Below are 17,860 nucleotides of genomic sequence, written 5' to 3' on the forward strand. Positions count from 1 at the left end.
AATTGTTTCGCACCAAAAGTAAGTCCCGCCAGAGGACGAGCCGCCGTATGCGAGGGAGTCGCCCGATGACCATCGCCTCCAGCAGTCCTCCGTCGCGTCTGCCCGCGGGCGGCGCCGCGGAGGCACGCACCAAACCCAGGACACATCGGACCGAGGTGGGGGACGACCGGGGAGACGGACGGCTGGCCGCGGTGTTCATCGCGCCGGCGATGCTCGGCTTCCTGGTCTTCCTGCTCTGGCCGACGCTCCGGGGCATCTATCTGAGCTTCACCCGCTACAACCTGCTGACCCCGGCGGAGTGGGTGGGCCTGGACAACTACGTCCGCATGGTCAACGACCCCATCTTCTGGGACTCGCTGTGGGTCACCGTCGAGTACGTCGTCATCAACATCGGCGTGCAGACGCTCGCGGCGCTCGCCATGGCCGTCCTGCTGCAGCGGCTGACCCGGTCGGCGATGCTGCGCGGGATCGTGCTCACGCCGTACCTGATGTCGAACGTCGTGGCCGGCCTCGTCTGGCTGTGGATCCTCGACACACAACTCGGCATCGGCAACGAGATCGTCAGCGCCCTCGGCGCCGGCCGCATCCCGTTCCTCGCCGACGAAACCTGGGCCATCCCGACGATCGCACTCATCAATGTGTGGCGGCACGTCGGCTACACCGCCCTGCTGCTGTTCGCCGGCCTCCAGGCCATCCCCAACGACATGTACGAGGCGGCCCGGGTGGACGGCGCGAGCGAGTGGCGGATGTTCTGGCGGATCACCATGCCGCTGCTGCGGCCGGTGCTCGCCGTGGTGCTGATCATGACCGTGATCGGGTCGTTCCAGGTGTTCGACACCGTGGCCGTGACCACCGCGGGCGGTCCTGCGAACGCGACCAACGTGCTCCAGTACTACATCTACGGCTCGGCCTTCGGGCGCTTCCAGTTCGGCTACGCCTCGGCCATGTCCGTCGCCCTGCTGGTCGTGCTGAGCGCGATCACGATCCTGCAGTACCGGCTCACCCGGGCCGGCCGGACCGACCTCGGCTGACGGAAGGGAGACACCGACATGGCCACCGTGACGACAACGACGCCCACGACCGTGCGACCGGCCCGGCGCAGGTTCTCCTTCGGGAAAGCCGCCGCCTGGACCGTGATGGGACTGATCGTCCTCATCACCATGCTGCCGTTCTACTGGATCCTGCGCACCGCGCTCTCCACCAACGCCGGCCTCAGCGCCGACCCGACCAACCCGCTGCCGGTGGACCTCACCACGAGCGGATTCGAGCGGGCCCTGGGCATGCAGTCGGCCGAGGAGGCCGTCAAACAGGGCGGCGCGGGCGGCGGGCTGGACTTCTGGCGCTATCTGCTCAACTCCGTGCTGGTCTCGACCCTGATCACCGGCTGTCAGATCTTCTTCTCCGCGATGGCCGCGTACGCCTTCTCGCGGCTGCGCTGGCGGGGCCGGGACAAGGTGTTCGGGCTGTTCCTGGCCGGGATGATGGTGCCGGCCATCTTCACCCTGCTGCCGAACTTCGTGCTCATCAAGCAACTGCACCTGATCGACACGCTCCTCGGTATCGCGCTGCCCACGATGTTCATGACGCCGTTCGCGGTGTTCTTCCTGCGGCAGTTCTTCATGAACATCCCCCGCGAGGTCGAGGAGGCCGCGCTGCTCGACGGCGCCGGGAAGATCAAGATCTTCTTCCGGGTGGTGCTGCCGATGGCGTCCACACCGATCATCACGCTGGGCGTGCTGACGTACATCACCTCCTGGAACGACTACTTCTGGCCGCTGATGGTCTCCTACAGCGACAGCTCGCGGGTGCTGACCGTGGCGCTGGCGGTCTTCCGGGCGCAGACCCCGGCGACCGGCGTCGACTGGTCCGGGCTCATGGCGGCGACGCTGATCGCCGCGCTGCCGATGCTCGTGCTGTTCGCCTGCTTCGCGCGACGCATCGTCAGCTCCATCGGCTTCACCGGGATCAAGTAAGGGGACTATGATGCGAATTCGACTTCGTCCGCTTCTCGCGGCGACCGGAGCGCTGGCGCTGTCCCTGGTCAGCGGATGCGCGGGGGGCGGCGCTGCCGGATCCTCCGCGAACACCGTCACGTACTGGCTGTGGGACGCCAACCAGCTCCCCGCCTACCAGGCCTGTGCCAAGGGGTTCGAGAAGGAGAACCCCGGGCTCAAGGTGAAGATCACGCAGCTCGGCTGGAGCGACTACTGGACCAAGCTCACCGCCGGGTTGATCGCGGGCACCGCGCCGGACGTGTTCACCGACCACATCCAGAACTTCGGCCAGTTCGTCGATCTGAAGGCCCTCGAACCGCTCGACGACCTCGGCATCGAGAACTCCGACTACCAGCCGGGCCTCGCCGCCAACTGGATCGGCAAGGACGGCCACCGCTACGGCGCTCCCAAGGACTGGGACACCGTCTCGCTGTTCTACAACTCCAAGATGACCGCGGAGGCCGGGCTCACCGCCGAGCAGATGGGCGAGCTGTCCTGGAACCCGAAGGACGGCGGCACCTTCGAGAAGGCCATCGCCCACCTCACGATCGACAGGAAGGGCAAGCGGGGCGACGAGCCGGGCTTCGACAAGAACAACGTCAAGGTGTACGGCCTCGCCACGGGCGGCGGCGGCTTCGGCGACGGCCAGACGCAGTGGAGCCCCTTCACCGGCTCCGCCGGGTGGAACTACCTGAACAAGGCGCGCTGGGGCACGAAGTACCAGTACGACAGCAAGACCTTCCAGTCGGTCGTCGACTGGTACTTCGGCCTGGCGAAGAAGGGCTACATGCCGCCGCTGTCGGACTACAACATCCAGTCCAACCAGCAGAACACGCAGGTCGCGGCGGGGAAGGCGGCCACGACCTTCGACGGGGCCTGGATGATCTCCACCTACACGGGCTTCAAGGGCCGGGACATCAAGACGGCCGCGACGCCGGTCGGACCGACCGGCAAGCGCGCCACCATGATGAACGGCCTCGCGGACTCCATCACGAAGGCGTCCAAGAACAAGGCGGGCGCCAAGAAGTGGGTGGCGTATCTGGCCTCGGACGAGTGCCAGACCGTCGTGGGCAAGTACGGCGTCGTCTTCCCCGCCACCGCGGCCGGGACCGAGGCCGCCGTCGCCGCGTACCGGAAGAAGGGCATCGACGTCTCGTCGTTCACCGAACCCGTGGCCGACAAGAAGCGCTTCCGGACGTTCTCCTACCCGATCGCCAGCTACTCCGCGGACATGACGGCGCTCATGCAGCCGGCGATGGAGGACATCTACGGCAACGGAAAGCCCGTCAGCAGCCTCGACCAGACCAACGACCAGATCAACCTGATCCTCTCGCAGTGATCACCCGCACAGTGAAGGGCATGCTCCTATGACGTTCTCCCTCGGCATCGTCGGCGCCGGACAGTTCTCGGGCCAGTTCGCCACCCTGTTCCAGGCCCACCCCGGCGTCGGCGACGTCTACGTCACCGACCTGCTGCCCGAGAGGGCCGAACAGCTCGCCTCCGCCCAGGGGCTCGCGGGCACCTTCCCGTCGTACCAGGCCATGCTGGAGTCGGAGGACGTCGACGCGGTCGCGATCTTCACCCAGCGCTGGACGCACGGCCCGCTGGTGCTGCAGGGCCTCAACGCCGGCAAGCACGTGTACTCCGCGGTCCCCATGGCGATCAGCACGGAGGAGATCGCGGCGATCATCGACACGGTCAAGGCCACCGGCCTGACGTACATGATGGGCGAGACCAGCGAGTACAACCCGGCGACCGTCCACGCCCGCAACCAGATCGCCGAAGGCGCCTTCGGGCGGCTCTTCTACGCCGAGGGCGACTACGTCCACGACATGGACCTGGGCTTCTACGAGGCCTACCAGTACAGCGGCGGCGAGAACTGGAAGGCCACCGCCAGCTATCCCCCGCTGCTGTACCCGACGCACGCGATCGGCGGGGTGCTGGGCGCCTGGCAGACGCACGCCGTCAGCGTGTCGGCGATCGGTGTCCTCGACGACCGGGGCGACGGCGTCTTCGACAAGGACGTCAGCCAGTTCGGCAACGACTTCTCCAACGCCACCGCGCTGTTCGAGGTCGCCGGCGGCGGCTCGTTCCGTACGAACGAATTCCGGCGGGTCGGCTACCCCTCGCACATCCGCGAGTCGCGCTTCCGCTTCTTCGGCACCGAGGCGAGCATGGAGCAGCTCGCCACGGTCGCCCTGTGGCAGGACAAGCAGGGGGTGAAGGACATCAGCGAACTGCTGGAGCCCAAGCCCACCATGGCTCCCGACGACCCGTCGCTGCGGCACATCGCGCCGGAGCTGCGGGCCGCCTTCACCTCCGGGTCGGCTCCCGTGCACGACCGTGAGCGGCTGCCGAGGGAGTTCGACCACCTCCACAACGGCCACGAGGGCAGCCACCACTTCCTGGTGGACGACTTCGTGACCGCCGTCAACTCGCGCACCCTGCCGTCGGTGAACGCGTGGGTGGCCGCCCGCTACACCCTGCCCGGCATCATCGCGCACGAGTCCGCGCGGCAGGGCGGGGTACGGCTGGAGATCCCGGACTTCGGGGACGCGCCCCAGTAGGTGCCGGGGCGGGCCGGGTGCCTGGGATCAGGTGCCCGGCTTGCGGCCGTACACGAAGACGTCGTCGCCCTTCTTCAGCAGCGACCAGTACTTCTTGGCGTCGGTCTTGGTCATGTTGACGCAGCCGTGCGAACCCGGCGGGTTCCAGACGCTGATACCGACCGAGTGGAAGGCCTGGCCGCCGTCGAAGAACTGGGCGTAGGGCATCGGCACGTCGTAGATGGAGGAGACGTGGTCGATGTTGCGCCAGTAGATCTTCTTCAGGCCCGTGCGGGTCTCGTCGCCGTTACGGCCGGTGCGGACCGGGACCGGACCGTAGACGAGCTTCTTGCCGTCCTGGATCCAGCTCAGCTGGAGGGTCAGGTTCACACAGGCGATCCGGCCCTTGTTCACCGGGCACTTGCCGTCCTTGTTGGGGTTCGTCCCGACAGCCTTCTGCTTCTGCATCAGGTCCATCACGCCCCAGGTGACGGGCCCGGCGTAGCCGATGTTCGGGGAGATCCCGTGTTTGGTCTGGAAGGCGCGGATCGCCTTGCAGTCGGCGGCGGACTGCTTGCCGTCGACCGGTCGGCCGAGAAACTTCTCGACCTGCTTCTGGTGCGGGCCGGCCTGCGTGGTGCAGCTCGCGGCCTGCGCCGGGGTGGCGCCGAGCGCGAGTGTGAGCGGGGCCACCAGGCCGGTGACCCCGAGTGCGACGGCTCCCCGTCTGCGGATGTCCCCCATGGCTCGTCATGCCCTTTCGCGAGGATGGTCTGCGGTGTGCTGCCTGCTAGACGGGCGAAGGGGCGGTTCGGTTGTGCGGGAGTTCAGCCGGCGACGAAACGGTGACATACCTCACCGGTCAGCCGGCCGGGCGGAAGGCACCGGCCGTAGGCGACCAGCAGGAGGTCCTGCGCCGTGCCGTGCAGGGGTGCGCCGGTGCCGTAGGTCCAGTCGAGGTCGTCGGCGTGCAGCCGTACGCCGTCGAGGTCGGCGCCGAAGAACCGGGACGTCCGGGGGCCGACGGTGCCGAGGACGACGCTCAGCCGGTCCTCGGGGACACGGCGGTCGAGGCCGAGTGCGACGGTGACGTCCAGGCCGTGGACGACGTCGTGGGCCAGGGCCGTCTCGAAGCCGCCGACGGGGGGCTTCCACGGGTGGTGGGCGTGCTCGCTCAGGAACGCGGCGAGCCGCTCGTCGGGGTGGGCGGCGGCGTCCCGGCGGGCGAGGCGGTCGGCCATCCGGTTGATGCTGCCGCCCGCCTTGGCCAGCTCCCACAGCACGGCGGGCGTGGAGTGCCGGAAGCCCATCGACATGTGGGCCACGACCTCGCGCACCCGCCAGCCCGCGCACAGACTCGGCGCCTCCCACCGCTCGGGGTCCAGATCGCCGAACAAGGCGGCGAGCTCCCGGCGTTCGGCGGCTATGGCTGCGGTGATGTCGTGCGCTGCGGTTCCCATACGTCCAGGGTCGATGCGCGTGATCCATAAGTCCAAGAGCTGGTTGTGCTGGCCCCTAGCATGGTCGCTTATGGAGCTGAGGCAGCTGCGGTACCTCGTCGCCGTCGTGGAGGAAGCGAGCTTCACCCGGGCCGCCGAGCGGCTGCATGTGGCGCAGCCCGGGGTGAGCGCGCAGATCCGGCAGCTGGAGCGGGAGCTGGGCCGGCCGCTGCTGGACCGGACCGGCCGCTCGGTGACGCCGACGGAGGTCGGCGAGGCGGTCCTGCCGCATGCGCGGGCGGCGCTCGCGGCCGTCGACGGGGTGCGGCAGGCGGTCGCGGAGTTCGGCGGGCTGCTGCGGGGCCGGGTCGGGATCGGCCTGGTGCCGGGCACGCTCGGGCACGCCATCGATGTGCCGGGGGTGCTGGCCGGCTTCCACGACGACCATCCTCAGGTGGAGATCACCCTCACCGAGGCCACCTCGGACCTGATGCTCACGGCACTGCGCCGCGGCGAGCTGGACATCGCCGTGGTCGGACTGGCGGACCGGGAACCGCCGCCCGGTGTGGCCGTGCGGGTGCTGGTCGACGTGCCGCTGGTGGTGGCCGTCGCGGACGGCCATCCGCTGCTCGCGGAGTACGCGGGCCGTACGGCGGTGCCGCCGGCGGCGCTGCGGGAGCACGCCCTGGTCAGCCTGCCGAGTGGGACCGGGGTGCGCGGCGCCCTGGAGGGGGTGTGCGCGGAGGCGGGGTTCCGGCCGCGGGTCGCCTTCGAGGCGGCGGCCCCGGAGGCGCTCACCCGGCTCGCCGCACGCGGACTCGGCGCGGCCGTCGTCCCGGAGGCGGAGCCCCCCGGCGAGCTGCGCACCCTGCTCATCGACCACCCCCGGGCGCGCGGCCGCATCGCTCTGGCCTGGCGCACGGAGGGCCCGACCGGCCCAGCGGCCAGGGCCCTGCTGGACCGGCTCCGGGAGACGCTGCCGCGCCAGGGCGCCTTCGCGGAGACGGTCTAGGGCCGCAAGGCGTCGTGAAAACCGGTGTTGACGGCGGTGAGGCCGCCGTCGACGACCAGGGTGGTGCCGGTGATCCAGGAGGCGTCGGACGAGGCGAGGAAGGTGACGGCCGCCGCGATGTCCTCCGGTTCGCCGACCCGGCCCAGGGGGTAGAGCCGGCGCAGCGCTTCCAGGTCCTCGTCGCGGCCCTCCCAGGCGGTGGTGCGGACGGTGCCCGGCACCACCAGGTTGACGCGGACACCGCGCGCGGCGGCGTGACCGGCGAGGGTGCGGGTCAGGGAGCCCAGGCCTGCCTTGGCGGCGCTGTAGGCGTGGTTGCCGAAGTCCTGCAGGCCGTTGACCGAGCCGATCGAGACGACGGCGCCGCGCCCGGAGGCGGCCAGGTGCGGCAGCGCGGCACGGCAGCAGCGGTACGCGCCGGACAGCGTGACATCGAGGTCGCGCGCCCACGACTCGTCCGGTTCGTCCTCGAAGAGGGGCGCGTCGGGCGAGCAGTGGGCGGCGCTGTTGACCAGCACGTCGAGCGAGCCGAAGGTGTCGACGGCGTGGGCGACGGCGGCCTCGGTCGCCGCCCGGTCGGCCACGTCGCACCCGATCCCCTCGGCGGTGAGTCCCTCCTCCCGCAGGGCCCGCGCGGTCCCCGTGGCCGCGGGCGGGTCCTGGTCGGCCACCAGGACCCGTGCGCCCTCCCACGCGAAGCGGCGGGCGGTGGCGGCGCCGATGCCGCGTGCCCCGCCGGTGATGAGAACCCCGTACCCCTCGAAGCGCCTGGTGTCCGTCATGGGCCGACCGTACTGCCCCGGGGCCGGCTCAGCGGTAGCCGCTCGTGTCCGCCGGCCCGCCCGCGTCCTGGACCTCGACGAGATAGCGCCAGGCGTCCGGGCGGCTGCCGTCGAGGTCGGTGAAGCCGTACACCTGGGCGAGGCCGCCGCTGGAGAGGGACTGGCCGTTGAAGCGGGACACGTCCGGGTCGGCGGCGAGGGCGGCCACGGCCCGGCCGACGTAGCGGGGGGTCTCCGAGATGGCGAAGTGGGGGACGCGCTCCAGGGCGTCGTGCCAGTTCTCCTCCGCGACCCCGAAGGTCTCGAGCATGAGTTCCGAGCGCAGCCAGCCGGGGGTGAGGGCGACGGCGGTGGCGCCGCGCGGGCCGAGTTCGTGGCCGAGGGCGAAGGCCATGCGCAGGACGGACGCCTTGGCGAGGTCGTAGAAGAAGTTCACGCGGTAGTTGTCGCCGTTGTAGTCGGCGGTGCCGTCGGTGACCTCGACGACCAGGCCGCCGGGGTTGCGCAGCAGCAGGGGCAGGGCGTGGTGGCTGGTGATCGCGTGGGTCTCGACGGCGAGCCGGAGCAGGCGCAGGCCGTTGTCCAGGTCGTGCTCCCAGAGCGGGCTGTCCCACTCGAAGAGCTTCTCGCCGCCCCAGATGTCGTTGACGAGGACGTCGAGGCGGCCCTGTTCGCCGTCGATCCGCTCCACGAGCGTGCGGACCTGCGCCGGGTCGAGGTGGTCGGCGGGGACGGCGATGCCCTGCCCGCCGGCCTCGGTGACCAGGTCGGCGGTGTCCTCGATGGTCTCGGGCCGGTCGTACTCCGAACGGCGGGTGCGGGTGCTGCGTCCGGTGACGTAGACGGTGGCGCCCGCCGCGCCGAGTTCCACCGCCATGCCCCGTCCGGCGCCCCGGGTCGCACCGGCGACCAGTGCGACCTTGTCCTTCAGCGGAGCTGACATGTCCGACCTCCCGTTGCCGTGAATGCGTGGTGCTTCGAGAGTGACGGGTAAGCCGGACATCTTCTGTCGTCTTTTGCTGTCGGTGTGTCCCGGCCGCTCGCGGTCAGTGGCCGCGGGCGATCCACTCCTGGAGCTGCGGGGCCTCCGCGCCGATGGTCGTGGAGTCTCCGTGCCCGGTGAGGACCTTCGTCTCCGGCGGCAGTGTGAGCAGCCGGTCGCGGATCGAGTCGATGATCGTCGGGAAGTGGGAGAAGGACCGGCCGGTGGCGCCGGGGCCGCCCTGGAAGAGGGTGTCGCCGGTGAAGACGGTGGCGAGACCGGGGTCGTACAGGCACACCGCGCCGGGCGCGTGCCCCGGGGTGTGCAGGATCCGCAGGTCGGCGCCGCCGGCCTCGATCGTCTGGCCGTCGACCAGCCAGGCGTCGGGCTCGCGGTCCGGGTGGGTCTGCTTCCACAGCGGCAGGTCGTCGTGGTGCAGCCAGATCGTGGCGCCGGTGCGCTCGGCGAGGGCGGGGGCGGCGTCGATGTGGTCGTTGTGGGCGTGGGTGCACACGATCGCGGTGAGCCTGCGGTCTCCGACGGCCTCGGCGATGGCGTCGGCGTCGTGGGCGGCGTCGATGACGATCGCCTCGTGGTCGTCGCCGACGATCCACACGTTGTTGTCGACGTCCCAGGTGCCGCCGTCGAGGCTGAACTGGCCGGAGGTGACGAGGCGTTCGACTCGGGTGGTCATCAGAGCACCACCACCGAGCGCAGCACGTCGCCGTGGTGCATCCGCTCGAACGCCTTCTCCACCTCGTCGAGCTGGATGGTCTCGGTGACGAACGCCCCGAGGTCCAGGCGCCCTTGCAGATGCAGGTCGATCAGCATGGGGAAGTCGCGGGAGGGCAGACAGTCGCCGTACCAGCTCGACTTGAGCGATCCGCCGCGGCCGAAGACGTCGAGCAGCGGCAGTTCGAGCTTCATGTCCGGGGTGGGCACACCGACGAGGACGACCGTGCCGGCGAGGTCGCGGGCGTAGAAGGACTGCTTGTACGTCTCCGGGCGGCCGACCGCCTCGATGACGACGTCGGCGCCGAATCCGCCGGTCAGCTCGCGGATGGCCTCGATGGGGTCCGTCTCGCGCGAGTTGACCGTGTGGGTGGCGCCCATCGTCCGGGCGGTCTCGAGCTTGCGGTCGTCGATGTCGACGGCGATGATCCGCGCGGCTCCGGCGAGCTGCGACCCGGCGACGGCCGCGTCACCGACGCCGCCGCAGCCGATGACGGCGACCGTGTCGCCCCGGCCGACGTTGCCGGTGTTGATCGCGGCGCCGATGCCGGCCATGACACCGCAGCCGAGCAGCCCGGCCACCTGCGGGGCGACCTCCGGGGCGACCTTGGTGCACTGCCCGGCCGCGACCAGGGTCTTCTCGGCGAAGGCGCCGATGCCGAGGGCCGGGGAGAGTTCCTGCCCGGTCGAGGCGAGGGTCATCTTCTGCTCGGCGTTGTGGGTGTCGAAGCAGTACCAGGGGCGTCCGCGCAGACAGGCCCGGCACTTCCCGCACACCGCACGCCAGTTGAGGATCACGAAGTCGCCTTGCTCGACGTCGGTGACGCCGTCTCCGACCGCCTCGACCACGCCCGCGGCCTCATGGCCGAGCAGGAACGGGAAGTCGTCGCTGATGCCGCCCTGCTTGTAGTGCAGGTCGGTGTGGCAGACCCCGCAGGCCTGGACGCGCACGACCGCCTCTCCGGGGCCGGGGTCGGGCACCACGATCGTCTCGATGCGCACCGGCTCGTCCTTGCCGGGTGCGATCACACCGCGTACTTCCTGCGCCATGGCGCTGACTCCTTCGTCGGCCGGGGTCGGTCCCTTCCGACCCTACGCGCGACTGATCGGTAAGGGGCGGGGATCGGCCACCTCAGACGCATGATCACGAGTTCTGCCCAGCGCAGAAAGCAGGGTGCCGTACGAGGCCGGCGCCCTAGCCTGAACGCTCCGCCCGACGCCGAAGGAGCGACGTGAGCCTCGCAGAGACCGATACCGCCGTGCCACCCTGGCGGCTGCTCCTCGGATACGTCCGGCCGCACCGCTGGTCCCTGGCCGCCGGTGCCGTGCTCTCGCTGGTCACCGGGGCGACCGGGCTGCTGCTGCCGCTGGTGGCCAAGGGCCTGATCGACGATCTGTCGCACGAGAGGGCCATCACCGGGGCGCTGCTGGCGATGTCGGCGCTGGTGCTGGCCAACGCGGTGGTGGGCGCACTGGGTTCGTACGTGCTGCAGCGCACCGCCGAGTCGGTGGTGCTCGGGGCGCGGCGCGCGCTGTCGTCGTATCTGCTGCGGCTGCGGATCACCGCCGTGGACCGCAGCGAACCCGGGGACCTGATGGCCCGCATCACCTCCGACACCACGCTGCTGCGCCAGGTCACCACCAACTCGCTGGTCGGCCTCGGCACGGGCGGTCTCACCCTCGTCGCGACGATCGTGATGATGGGCCTGGTGGATGTCGTGCTGCTGGGCGTCACGCTGGCCGTGATCGCGGGCGCCGGGGTGATCCTGGGCGTGATCGTGCCGCGCATCAACAAGGCGAGCCGGCGGGCGCAGGACGCGGTGGGTGTCATGGGCGCCTCGCTGGAGCGGGTCCTCGGCGCCCTGCGCACCGTGAAGGCGTCCGGTGCCGAGCACCGGGAGGAGGCCACGCTGCACGAGGCGGCGCAGGAGTCCTGGCGGCAGAGCGTGCGGGCCGCCAGGTGGTCGGCGGCCGCGGGCAACACGGCGGGGCTCTCCATGCAGATCGCCTTCATCACGGTGCTCGCGGTGGGCGGCGCCCGCGTCGCGACCGGCGCCGTCGACGTGGGCACGCTGGTCGCGTTCCTGCTCTACGTCTTCTATCTGATGTCGCCGATACAGCAGGTCGTCGGCGCCGTCACGCAGTACCAGACGGGCGCCGCGGCCCTCACCCGCATGCAGGAGGCACTGCGACTGCCCGCCGAGCCGTCCGCCCGGTTCGCGCCGCTGCCCTCCCCCGGCGACCGGCCCGCCGCCCTCGCCTTCGAGGACGTCCGCTTCCGCTACGCCGACGACCTGCCGTACGTCCACCACGGCGTGACGTTCGCCGTGCCCGCGCAGGGCATGACGGCGTTCGTGGGCCCGTCCGGCGCCGGCAAGACCACCGTCTTCTCCCTGATCGAGCGGTTCTACGACCCCGACTCCGGCGCGATCACGCTGGACGGCCGGGACCTCGCCGACTGGGAACTGCCCCGACTGCGCGCCTCGATCGGCTATGTGGAGCAGGACGCGCCGGTCCTGTCGGGCTCCCTGCGGGACAACCTGCTGCTGGGACATCCGGACGCGGACGAGGACGCCCTCGCGCGGGTGCTGAAGACGACCCGTCTCGACGGTCTGGTGTCGCGGCTGCCCGCGGGGCTGGACACGCTCGTCGGGCACCGCGGCACCAAGCTGTCGGGCGGTGAGCGGCAGCGCGTCGCCATCGCCCGCGCGCTGCTGCGCCGCCCCCGGCTGCTGCTGCTCGACGAGGCCACCTCGCAGCTGGACGCGGTGAACGAGGCGGCGCTGCGGGACACCGTCGCGGACGTGGCCCGGACGACCACGGTCCTCGTCGTGGCGCACCGGCTGTCGACGGTGACGATGGCCGACCGGATCGTGGTCATGGACGCGGGCCGGGTCCGGGCCGTCGGCACGCACCGCGAACTCGTGACCTCCGACCCGCTCTACGCGGAGCTGGCGGCGACCCAGTTCCTGACCGCGGCCGACTGAGCCGACGGATCGGGGCCGGTGGACCGGCTGCGCTTGCCCAGCCCGCCGGGCGGGAGGAGGCTCAGGGGTGAGGCTTCTCGCGGCCCGCTCCCCGTCGGGTCGCGGCCCTTCGAAGGAGGTCATCATGGGAACCGCGGCAGACTCCGCCTTCGACCGAGAGATCCTGCGCCGGGGCTTGGAAGGCCAGACCCCGGAGATGCTGCTCTCCCTCTACGCCGACGACGCGGAACTCCGCATCGTGGACCGCACGACCCAGCCCAGCCACCCCAAGGTCCTGCACGGCCGCGACGAGATCGGCCGGATGCTGGAGGACGTCTACAGCCGCGACATGACGCACAAGCTGGAACGGTGCGTCGTCCAGGGCGACGAGGCCGCCTACAGCGAGAGCTGCGAGTACGCGGACGGCGTGCGCGTCCTGTCCGAGTCCATGATCTCGCTGCGCGGCGGAAAGATCACCGAACAGACCCTGATCCAGGCCTGGGACGAGTAGGCCCCGGGACGCTCCCCACTGCCACCCGCGCCCGCCCCGGGCTGTCGTGATCAGCCCATCCAGGCGCTGTACGACATGACGTCGCCCTTTTTGACGCCGTACTCCGGTTCGTCGGCGGTGAAGGTGCTCTCCAGGCCGAGGACGGTGCCGGTGGCCGGGTTCGTGATCAGCATGTGGCGGACGCCGGAGCCGTCGTACACGTATGCCTGGCCCTGCCGGCCCAGCCGGTCGGTCACCCGGCCGACCGGTCGCAGGCCCTCGGTGTCGGCCAGGAGGCGGGCGAGCGCCGCGGTCTCCCGGGCGCCGAGGGTCCAGTGGTCGAGCAGTACCTCGACGGCGTCCAGCAGTTGGGGCGTGGTCAGCGGCCCGTCGATGTACTGGGCCTCCGTCAGATAGGCGCGCAGCCGTGCGGGGTCGCTCGGCGGCGGGGACTGGGGCGGTGCGTCGCTCCAGCTCGGCGGGTAGGTCCGGTCGCTGATGACATGCCCGTCGTCGACGAGATGGGGCTCGCCGCCCGCGTCGGAGAGGACCGGGCGGCCGGGGTGCCTCGGGTCGGTGGCCACAACCAGCTCGGTGTGGCTGGCATCGGCCCGCCAGCGCACGATGCGTTCCTCGGGCAGGGTGATCGGGGGCTTGTCGTCCGACATGCCGAGGCTCCAGGACTGCACGTGCGTGCCCTTGCGCAGACGGGGTGAGCCGTCGGCCGCGGCCTGCTCGGCACGGTCGGCCAGCCGGTCCAGGGGGACGGGGGTGGAGCCGGTGTGCACCACCAGCGGGCGGGGTGCGGCGACCGCGGGTGCGGTGTCCGGGCCGCTCAGCACGAGGGTGAGCGTCAGGGCGGCGACGACGGCGGTGGCCACGAGCCCCCAGGCCAGCCGGGGCCGGCCCGGACCCGGCAGCAGCCGGTCCCGCAGACGGCCGGAGGGCCGCTCACTCAGCAGACGCGCGAGCCGGCGCTCCGCGTCCAGGTCCAGTGGGCCGTCGCCGAGGTGCGGGCCGTCGTGCGGCACCGGGTTGGCGCTGCGCAGCAGTTCGAGTTCGTCAGCCATGGCCGTGTTCCTTCGGGGCGGTCATGCGGGCGGGAGGCAGGGAGCCTCGCTCGCGGCGGAGGCGTGGGCGGCGCGGGTGGCGCGGGTGGCGCGGGCGGGACGCCGGATACGCCGACGGCCCGTCGGCGACGGCGGATACGGGGCACCCGGCCGGCTTTCACCGACCGTCACGTCCCCGCTCCTCGAGCAGCCGCGGGCCGCGTAGGTGCGGCGTCCCCTGCCCAGGCCTTCGGTCGTCACACGAGACGCGTCAGTCATCGTCCCGCCCTCCCGCGGAGTGCGCGTCGGCCTTGGCGCGCTCAGGGGCCATGCGGTCGATCTCCGTTCTCAGCCGGCGGCGGGCCCGGTGCAGTCGCATCGCGGCGGCCCGGCTGCCGCAGCCGAGGGCGACCGCGACCTCGTCGACGCCGAGTTCCTCCCAGGCCGTCAGCCGCAGCACCTCCTGGTCGGCCGGGGAGAGGCGGGACAGTGCCTCGTGGACCCAGGCGCCGGGGGTGTCGGCCTCGGGGCCCATCGCGATGTGCCGCCCGTGCGCGGTGTCGTCGTTGCCGAGCCGGTCGACGAGCCGGCGGCGGCGTCCGTGGCCGCGTACCGCGTTGGCCAGACAGTTGCGTGCCACGCCGTACAGCCAGGGCAGCGGGGAGGGCGGCAGGTCGGCCCGGCGCCGCCAGGCGACCGTGAACACCTCCGCCACCACTTCCTCCACCTCACCGGCCCGCCCCTGAAGTCGCCGTGCGACATAGCGGCTGACCGCCCAGTAGTGCTCGCGGTAGGCAGCGGCGAAGATCTCGTCGTTGCTCATGTCCCGTTCGTGTCCGGCACCTTCTCGATCGTCACACCCGTTTTCGTGATTCTCGTCGCGTCATCGCAGTGTGACGTCCGGGCGGGGCTCGGACACAGGCGGGGTATGAGGCACCTCAAGTGGCTGACGACCACGGATCACAAGACGATCGGCACGCTGTATCTGGCGACGTCGTTCGCGTTCTTCGTCATCGGTGGCGTGATGGCGCTGTTCATGCGCGCCGAGCTGGCCCGGCCGGGTCTGCAGATCATGTCGAACGAGCAGTTCAACCAGGCGTTCACGATGCACGGCACGATCATGTTGCTGATGTTCGCGACGCCGCTGTTCGCCGGCTTCGCGAACTGGATCATGCCGCTGCAGATCGGCGCGCCCGACGTGGCGTTCCCGCGGCTGAACATGTTCGCCTACTGGCTGTACCTCTTCGGCTCGCTCATCGCGGTCGGTGGCTTCCTCACCCCGCAGGGCGCGGCCGACTTCGGCTGGTTCGCCTACAGCCCGCTCTCGGACGCCGTCCGCAGCCCGGGCATCGGCGCCGACATGTGGATCATGGGTCTGGCCTTCTCCGGCTTCGGCACCATCCTCGGCTCGGTCAACTTCATCACCACGATCATCTGCATGCGCGCCCCGGGCATGACGATGTTCCGCATGCCGATCTTCACCTGGAACGTGCTGCTGACCGGTGTCCTGGTGCTCCTCGCCTTCCCGGTCCTGGCCGCGGCCCTGTTCGCCCTGGAGGCGGACCGCAAGTTCGGCGCCCACATCTTCGACTCCGCCAACGGCGGGGCGTTGCTCTGGCAGCACCTCTTCTGGTTCTTCGGCCACCCAGAGGTGTACATCATCGCGTTGCCGTTCTTCGGCATCATCTCCGAGGTCATTCCGGTCTTCTCCCGTAAGCCGATGTTCGGTTACACGGGTCTGATCGGGGCGACCATCGCGATCGCGGGTCTGTCCGTGACGGTGTGGGCGCACCACATGTACGTCACCGGCGGTGTGCTGTTGCCGTTCTTCTCCTTCATGACCTTCCTGATCGCGGTCCCGACCGGTGTGAAGTTCTTCAACTGGATCGGCACCATGTGGCGCGGCAGCCTGTCGTTCGAGACGCCGATGCTGTGGGCCATGGGCTTCCTGATCACGTTCGTGTTCGGCGGGCTCACGGGTGTGCTGCTGGCCTCGCCGCCGATCGACTTCCATGTCTCCGACTCGTACTTCGTGGTGGCCCACTTCCACTACGTCATCTTCGGCACCGTGGTCTTCGCGATGTTCTCCGGCTTCCACTTCTGGTGGCCGAAGTTCACCGGCAAGATGCTGGACGAGCGCCTCGGCAAGATCACCTTCTGGACGCTGTTCATCGGCTTCCACGGCACGTTCCTGGTCCAGCACTGGCTGGGTGCCGAGGGCATGCAGCGGCGCATCCCCGACTATCTGGCGGTGGAGGGCCTGACGACGCTCAACACGGTGTCGAGCATCTCCTCGTTCCTGCTCGGCATGTCGATGCTGCCGTTCTTCTACAACGTCTGGAAGACGGCGAAGTACGGCGAGAAGGTCACGGCCGACGACCCGTGGGGCTACGGCCGTTCCCTGGAGTGGGCCACCTCCTGCCCGCCGCCCCGCCACAACTTCGTCGCCCTCCCCCGGATCCGCAGCGAGTCCCCGGCGTTCGACCTGCACCACGCGGACGTCGCCGCGGCGGAGCGGGAGCTGACGCTCCGATGACCGCGATGGAGGGGTTCCCCGTGGACATACGGGCGTTCCATCACCAGGTCGAGGGCCATCTGCTGGCCGCCGCGGCGCAGGAGGAGGCCCGTACGGCCGCCGAGCGCTTCGCCGCCGGGCTCGACTGGCTGCCGGAGGCCCAACGGCGGGAGGTGGAGCGGCTGTTCGCGGCGGAGCACCTCGCCCTCACCCGGGCCTCGTGGCAGCGGACGGCCCACCGCGGGGAGGAACTGCGGGGCGAGTACGAGGCGGTGTACCGCGGGCTCCGCGCACGGCTGCTCGCCGCTGTGCTGCTCGGAGTCACGCTGGTGGTGGCCGTGAACCTCGTGGTACTGGGGTCGGGCTAGACCGCTCAGTCCCTCGTCGCGGGGCGCAGGACCTCGATCAGGCTGGCGTAGCTGTCCTGTCCGTGACCCGCCGCGCCGGCCTTCTCCATCGCCGCCTTCAGCAGCTCGGGCAGCGCGTTGTCGATGCCCCGGGCCGCCGCCGCGTGGATGAGGTGGTCGATGGCCGCGATCTGTACGTCGACGGTGGCGTCGTCGCCCGGGTAGCGGCCCGCGTCCACCTGGGGCGCGTAGGTGGTGAGGAAACCCGCCACGGCGGTCAGCCAGCGGATCGCGACAGGGGTGAAGGCGGTGGCGGGCGTCCCCTCGGCGCCGACCAGCGCCGTGCCGTGCAGCCAGCCGGTCATGGTGGACCACATCAGGCCGAGCAGCGCGGCGTCGTAGAGGGAGGCGAGTCCGGGGTCGGTGCCGAGGTAGAGGGGGTCGCCGAGGGCCGCCAGCGTCGGGCGGTGGGTTTCGAAGACCTGCCGGGAGCCGCTGTAGAGGAACATCATGGCGGGGTCGCCGACGCCGGGCGGGGTGGTCATGATGGCGCCGTCGAGATAGTCGACCCCATAGGACCGGGCCCACTTGACGGCCTCGTGGGCCTGCTCGGGAGAGCCGGAGGTGAGGTTGACCAGGGTTCTGCCGTCGAGGTCGCCGACGGCGGACGGGTCGACGATCGCGAACAGCACCTCGTAGTCCAGCACGCAGGCGATGGTCAGCGGGGAGGCGGCGACCGCCTCCTGGGGCGTGGCGGCCTGGCGGGCGCCTCGCTCGACCAGGGGCCGGGCCCTGTCCGGGGTCCGGTTCCAGACCGTGGTCGGGTGGCCCCGGTCCAGCAGCGCGGCGGCCAGGGCCGAGCCCATCGAGCCCAGTCCGAGAACGGTGACGGCCTGCGGTTCTGCGTTCATGCCCAACTCCTCGTGAAACGTGCGTAGGTGATGCGTGATCACGTACGGCAACGCTCGCAGGGCGTGAAGATCGGGAACAGTGACAGGAGTGACGG

The 17,860-nt window shown here is 70.7% G+C and carries 18 protein-coding genes; 9 read left to right on the forward strand and 9 right to left on the reverse strand.

Translation table 11 applies throughout. The features are described from left to right. Positions 1–65 precede the first annotated feature (65 nt). Genes KJK29_RS01500 through KJK29_RS01515 form a run of 4 tightly spaced genes read left to right on the forward strand, consistent with a single transcriptional unit; the run spans position 66 to position 4,561 of the window. Positions 66–1,031, forward strand: a complete 966-nt coding sequence (locus KJK29_RS01500; protein WP_215116758.1) for a carbohydrate ABC transporter permease — start codon at positions 66–68, stop codon at positions 1,029–1,031. 18 nt (positions 1,032–1,049) lie between these two features. Then, positions 1,050–1,973, forward strand: a complete 924-nt coding sequence (locus KJK29_RS01505) for a carbohydrate ABC transporter permease (protein WP_215116759.1) — start codon at positions 1,050–1,052, stop codon at positions 1,971–1,973. Between the two features lie 10 nt (positions 1,974–1,983). Next, positions 1,984–3,333, forward strand: a complete 1,350-nt coding sequence (locus KJK29_RS01510) for an ABC transporter substrate-binding protein (RefSeq protein WP_215116760.1) — start codon at positions 1,984–1,986, stop codon at positions 3,331–3,333. A 28-nt stretch (positions 3,334–3,361) separates the two neighbouring features. Then, entirely contained in the window at positions 3,362–4,561 is a 1,200-nt protein-coding gene (locus KJK29_RS01515; RefSeq protein WP_215116761.1) for a Gfo/Idh/MocA family protein, read from the forward strand. Between the two features lie 27 nt (positions 4,562–4,588). Here the strand turns inward: KJK29_RS01515 and KJK29_RS01520 are convergent, their stop codons facing one another. After that, positions 4,589–5,284, reverse strand: coding sequence for a L,D-transpeptidase family protein (locus tag KJK29_RS01520; protein ID WP_215116762.1), 696 nt, complete (start codon positions 5,282–5,284; stop codon positions 4,589–4,591). Between the two features lie 83 nt (positions 5,285–5,367). Beyond that, positions 5,368–6,000 (reverse strand): maleylpyruvate isomerase family mycothiol-dependent enzyme, encoded by a 633-nt coding sequence (locus tag KJK29_RS01525; protein ID WP_215116763.1) that lies wholly within the window; start codon positions 5,998–6,000, stop codon positions 5,368–5,370. Positions 6,001–6,070: 70 nt separating this feature from the next. On the opposite strand from KJK29_RS01525, the gene KJK29_RS01530 reads away from it, so the two are divergent. Then, positions 6,071–6,991, forward strand: coding sequence for a LysR family transcriptional regulator (locus tag KJK29_RS01530; RefSeq protein WP_215116764.1), 921 nt, complete (start codon positions 6,071–6,073; stop codon positions 6,989–6,991). On the opposite strand, the gene KJK29_RS01535 is transcribed toward KJK29_RS01530, so the two are convergent. The 4 genes from KJK29_RS01535 to KJK29_RS01550 form a co-directional block, all read right to left on the reverse strand. Beyond that, on the reverse strand, positions 6,988–7,773 hold the full coding sequence (locus KJK29_RS01535; protein WP_215116765.1) for an SDR family NAD(P)-dependent oxidoreductase: 786 nt from the start codon (positions 7,771–7,773) through the stop codon (positions 6,988–6,990). The two genes, KJK29_RS01530 and KJK29_RS01535, sit on opposite strands and share 4 nt — an antisense overlap. Positions 7,774–7,801: 28 nt before the next feature. Next, positions 7,802–8,716, reverse strand: a complete 915-nt coding sequence (locus KJK29_RS01540; protein ID WP_215116766.1) for an SDR family oxidoreductase — start codon at positions 8,714–8,716, stop codon at positions 7,802–7,804. A 103-nt stretch (positions 8,717–8,819) separates the two neighbouring features. Beyond that, positions 8,820–9,449, reverse strand: a complete 630-nt coding sequence (locus KJK29_RS01545) for an MBL fold metallo-hydrolase (protein ID WP_215116767.1) — start codon at positions 9,447–9,449, stop codon at positions 8,820–8,822. Continuing rightward, positions 9,449–10,537, reverse strand: coding sequence for an S-(hydroxymethyl)mycothiol dehydrogenase (locus KJK29_RS01550; RefSeq protein ID WP_215116768.1), 1,089 nt, complete (start codon positions 10,535–10,537; stop codon positions 9,449–9,451). Before KJK29_RS01550 ends, KJK29_RS01545 begins: the two co-directional genes overlap by 1 nt. Positions 10,538–10,719: 182 nt before the next feature. Here KJK29_RS01550 and KJK29_RS01555 point away from each other — a divergent pair, with 182 nt between their 5' ends. Together KJK29_RS01555 and KJK29_RS01560 are read left to right on the forward strand one after the other, a co-directional pair. After that, positions 10,720–12,474: an ABC transporter ATP-binding protein gene (locus KJK29_RS01555; protein WP_215116769.1), complete on the forward strand. Its 1,755-nt coding sequence runs from the start codon at positions 10,720–10,722 to the stop codon at positions 12,472–12,474. 124 nt (positions 12,475–12,598) lie between these two features. Continuing rightward, the gene (locus tag KJK29_RS01560; RefSeq protein WP_215116770.1) at positions 12,599–12,964 is read left to right on the forward strand and encodes a nuclear transport factor 2 family protein; all 366 of its coding nucleotides are present in this window, start codon (positions 12,599–12,601) and stop codon (positions 12,962–12,964) included. 50 nt (positions 12,965–13,014) lie between these two features. Here the strand turns inward: KJK29_RS01560 and KJK29_RS01565 are convergent, their stop codons facing one another. Next, positions 13,015–14,013 (reverse strand): CU044_5270 family protein, encoded by a 999-nt coding sequence (locus KJK29_RS01565; protein WP_215116771.1) that lies wholly within the window; start codon positions 14,011–14,013, stop codon positions 13,015–13,017. A gap of 250 nt (positions 14,014–14,263) precedes the next feature. Continuing rightward, on the reverse strand, positions 14,264–14,815 hold the full coding sequence (locus KJK29_RS01570; protein WP_215116772.1) for an RNA polymerase sigma factor: 552 nt from the start codon (positions 14,813–14,815) through the stop codon (positions 14,264–14,266). Positions 14,816–14,920: 105 nt separating this feature from the next. On the opposite strand from KJK29_RS01570, the gene ctaD reads away from it, so the two are divergent. Further along, complete coding sequence (ctaD, locus tag KJK29_RS01575) at positions 14,921–16,528, forward strand: aa3-type cytochrome oxidase subunit I (protein WP_215116773.1); 1,608 nt, start codon at positions 14,921–14,923, stop codon at positions 16,526–16,528. Next, positions 16,525–16,875, forward strand: a complete 351-nt coding sequence (locus tag KJK29_RS01580) for a hypothetical protein (RefSeq protein WP_215116774.1) — start codon at positions 16,525–16,527, stop codon at positions 16,873–16,875. Before ctaD ends, KJK29_RS01580 begins: the two co-directional genes overlap by 4 nt. A gap of 5 nt (positions 16,876–16,880) precedes the next feature. On the opposite strand, the gene KJK29_RS01585 is transcribed toward KJK29_RS01580, so the two are convergent. Further along, a complete protein-coding gene (locus KJK29_RS01585) occupies positions 16,881–17,765 on the reverse strand; it encodes an NAD(P)-dependent oxidoreductase (protein ID WP_215116775.1) in 885 nt (294 codons plus the stop codon). Between the last annotated feature and the right edge of the window lie 95 nt (positions 17,766–17,860).

The sequence above is a fragment of the Streptomyces koelreuteriae genome (assembly GCF_018604545.1).
GTDB classification, from domain to species: domain Bacteria; phylum Actinomycetota; class Actinomycetes; order Streptomycetales; family Streptomycetaceae; genus Streptomyces; species Streptomyces koelreuteriae.

Coding starts and splice junctions, on each gene's coding strand:
- KJK29_RS01535 (WP_215116765.1), bottom strand. CDS start 7,773: ATGACGGACACCAGGCGCTTCGAGGGGTACGGGGTTCTCATCACCGGC.
- ctaD (WP_215116773.1), top strand. CDS start 14,921: ATGAGGCACCTCAAGTGGCTGACGACCACGGATCACAAGACGATCGGC.
- KJK29_RS01510 (WP_215116760.1), top strand. CDS start 1,984: ATGCGAATTCGACTTCGTCCGCTTCTCGCGGCGACCGGAGCGCTGGCG.
- KJK29_RS01505 (WP_215116759.1), top strand. CDS start 1,050: ATGGCCACCGTGACGACAACGACGCCCACGACCGTGCGACCGGCCCGG.
- KJK29_RS01580 (WP_215116774.1), top strand. CDS start 16,525: ATGACCGCGATGGAGGGGTTCCCCGTGGACATACGGGCGTTCCATCAC.
- KJK29_RS01540 (WP_215116766.1), bottom strand. CDS start 8,716: ATGTCAGCTCCGCTGAAGGACAAGGTCGCACTGGTCGCCGGTGCGACC.
- KJK29_RS01525 (WP_215116763.1), bottom strand. CDS start 6,000: ATGGGAACCGCAGCGCACGACATCACCGCAGCCATAGCCGCCGAACGC.
- KJK29_RS01550 (WP_215116768.1), bottom strand. CDS start 10,537: ATGGCGCAGGAAGTACGCGGTGTGATCGCACCCGGCAAGGACGAGCCG.
- KJK29_RS01565 (WP_215116771.1), bottom strand. CDS start 14,013: ATGGCTGACGAACTCGAACTGCTGCGCAGCGCCAACCCGGTGCCGCAC.
- KJK29_RS01500 (WP_215116758.1), top strand. CDS start 66: ATGACCATCGCCTCCAGCAGTCCTCCGTCGCGTCTGCCCGCGGGCGGC.
- KJK29_RS01585 (WP_215116775.1), bottom strand. CDS start 17,765: ATGAACGCAGAACCGCAGGCCGTCACCGTTCTCGGACTGGGCTCGATG.
- KJK29_RS01515 (WP_215116761.1), top strand. CDS start 3,362: ATGACGTTCTCCCTCGGCATCGTCGGCGCCGGACAGTTCTCGGGCCAG.
- KJK29_RS01570 (WP_215116772.1), bottom strand. CDS start 14,815: ATGAGCAACGACGAGATCTTCGCCGCTGCCTACCGCGAGCACTACTGG.
- KJK29_RS01520 (WP_215116762.1), bottom strand. CDS start 5,284: ATGGGGGACATCCGCAGACGGGGAGCCGTCGCACTCGGGGTCACCGGC.
- KJK29_RS01560 (WP_215116770.1), top strand. CDS start 12,599: ATGGGAACCGCGGCAGACTCCGCCTTCGACCGAGAGATCCTGCGCCGG.
- KJK29_RS01545 (WP_215116767.1), bottom strand. CDS start 9,449: ATGACCACCCGAGTCGAACGCCTCGTCACCTCCGGCCAGTTCAGCCTC.
- KJK29_RS01530 (WP_215116764.1), top strand. CDS start 6,071: ATGGAGCTGAGGCAGCTGCGGTACCTCGTCGCCGTCGTGGAGGAAGCG.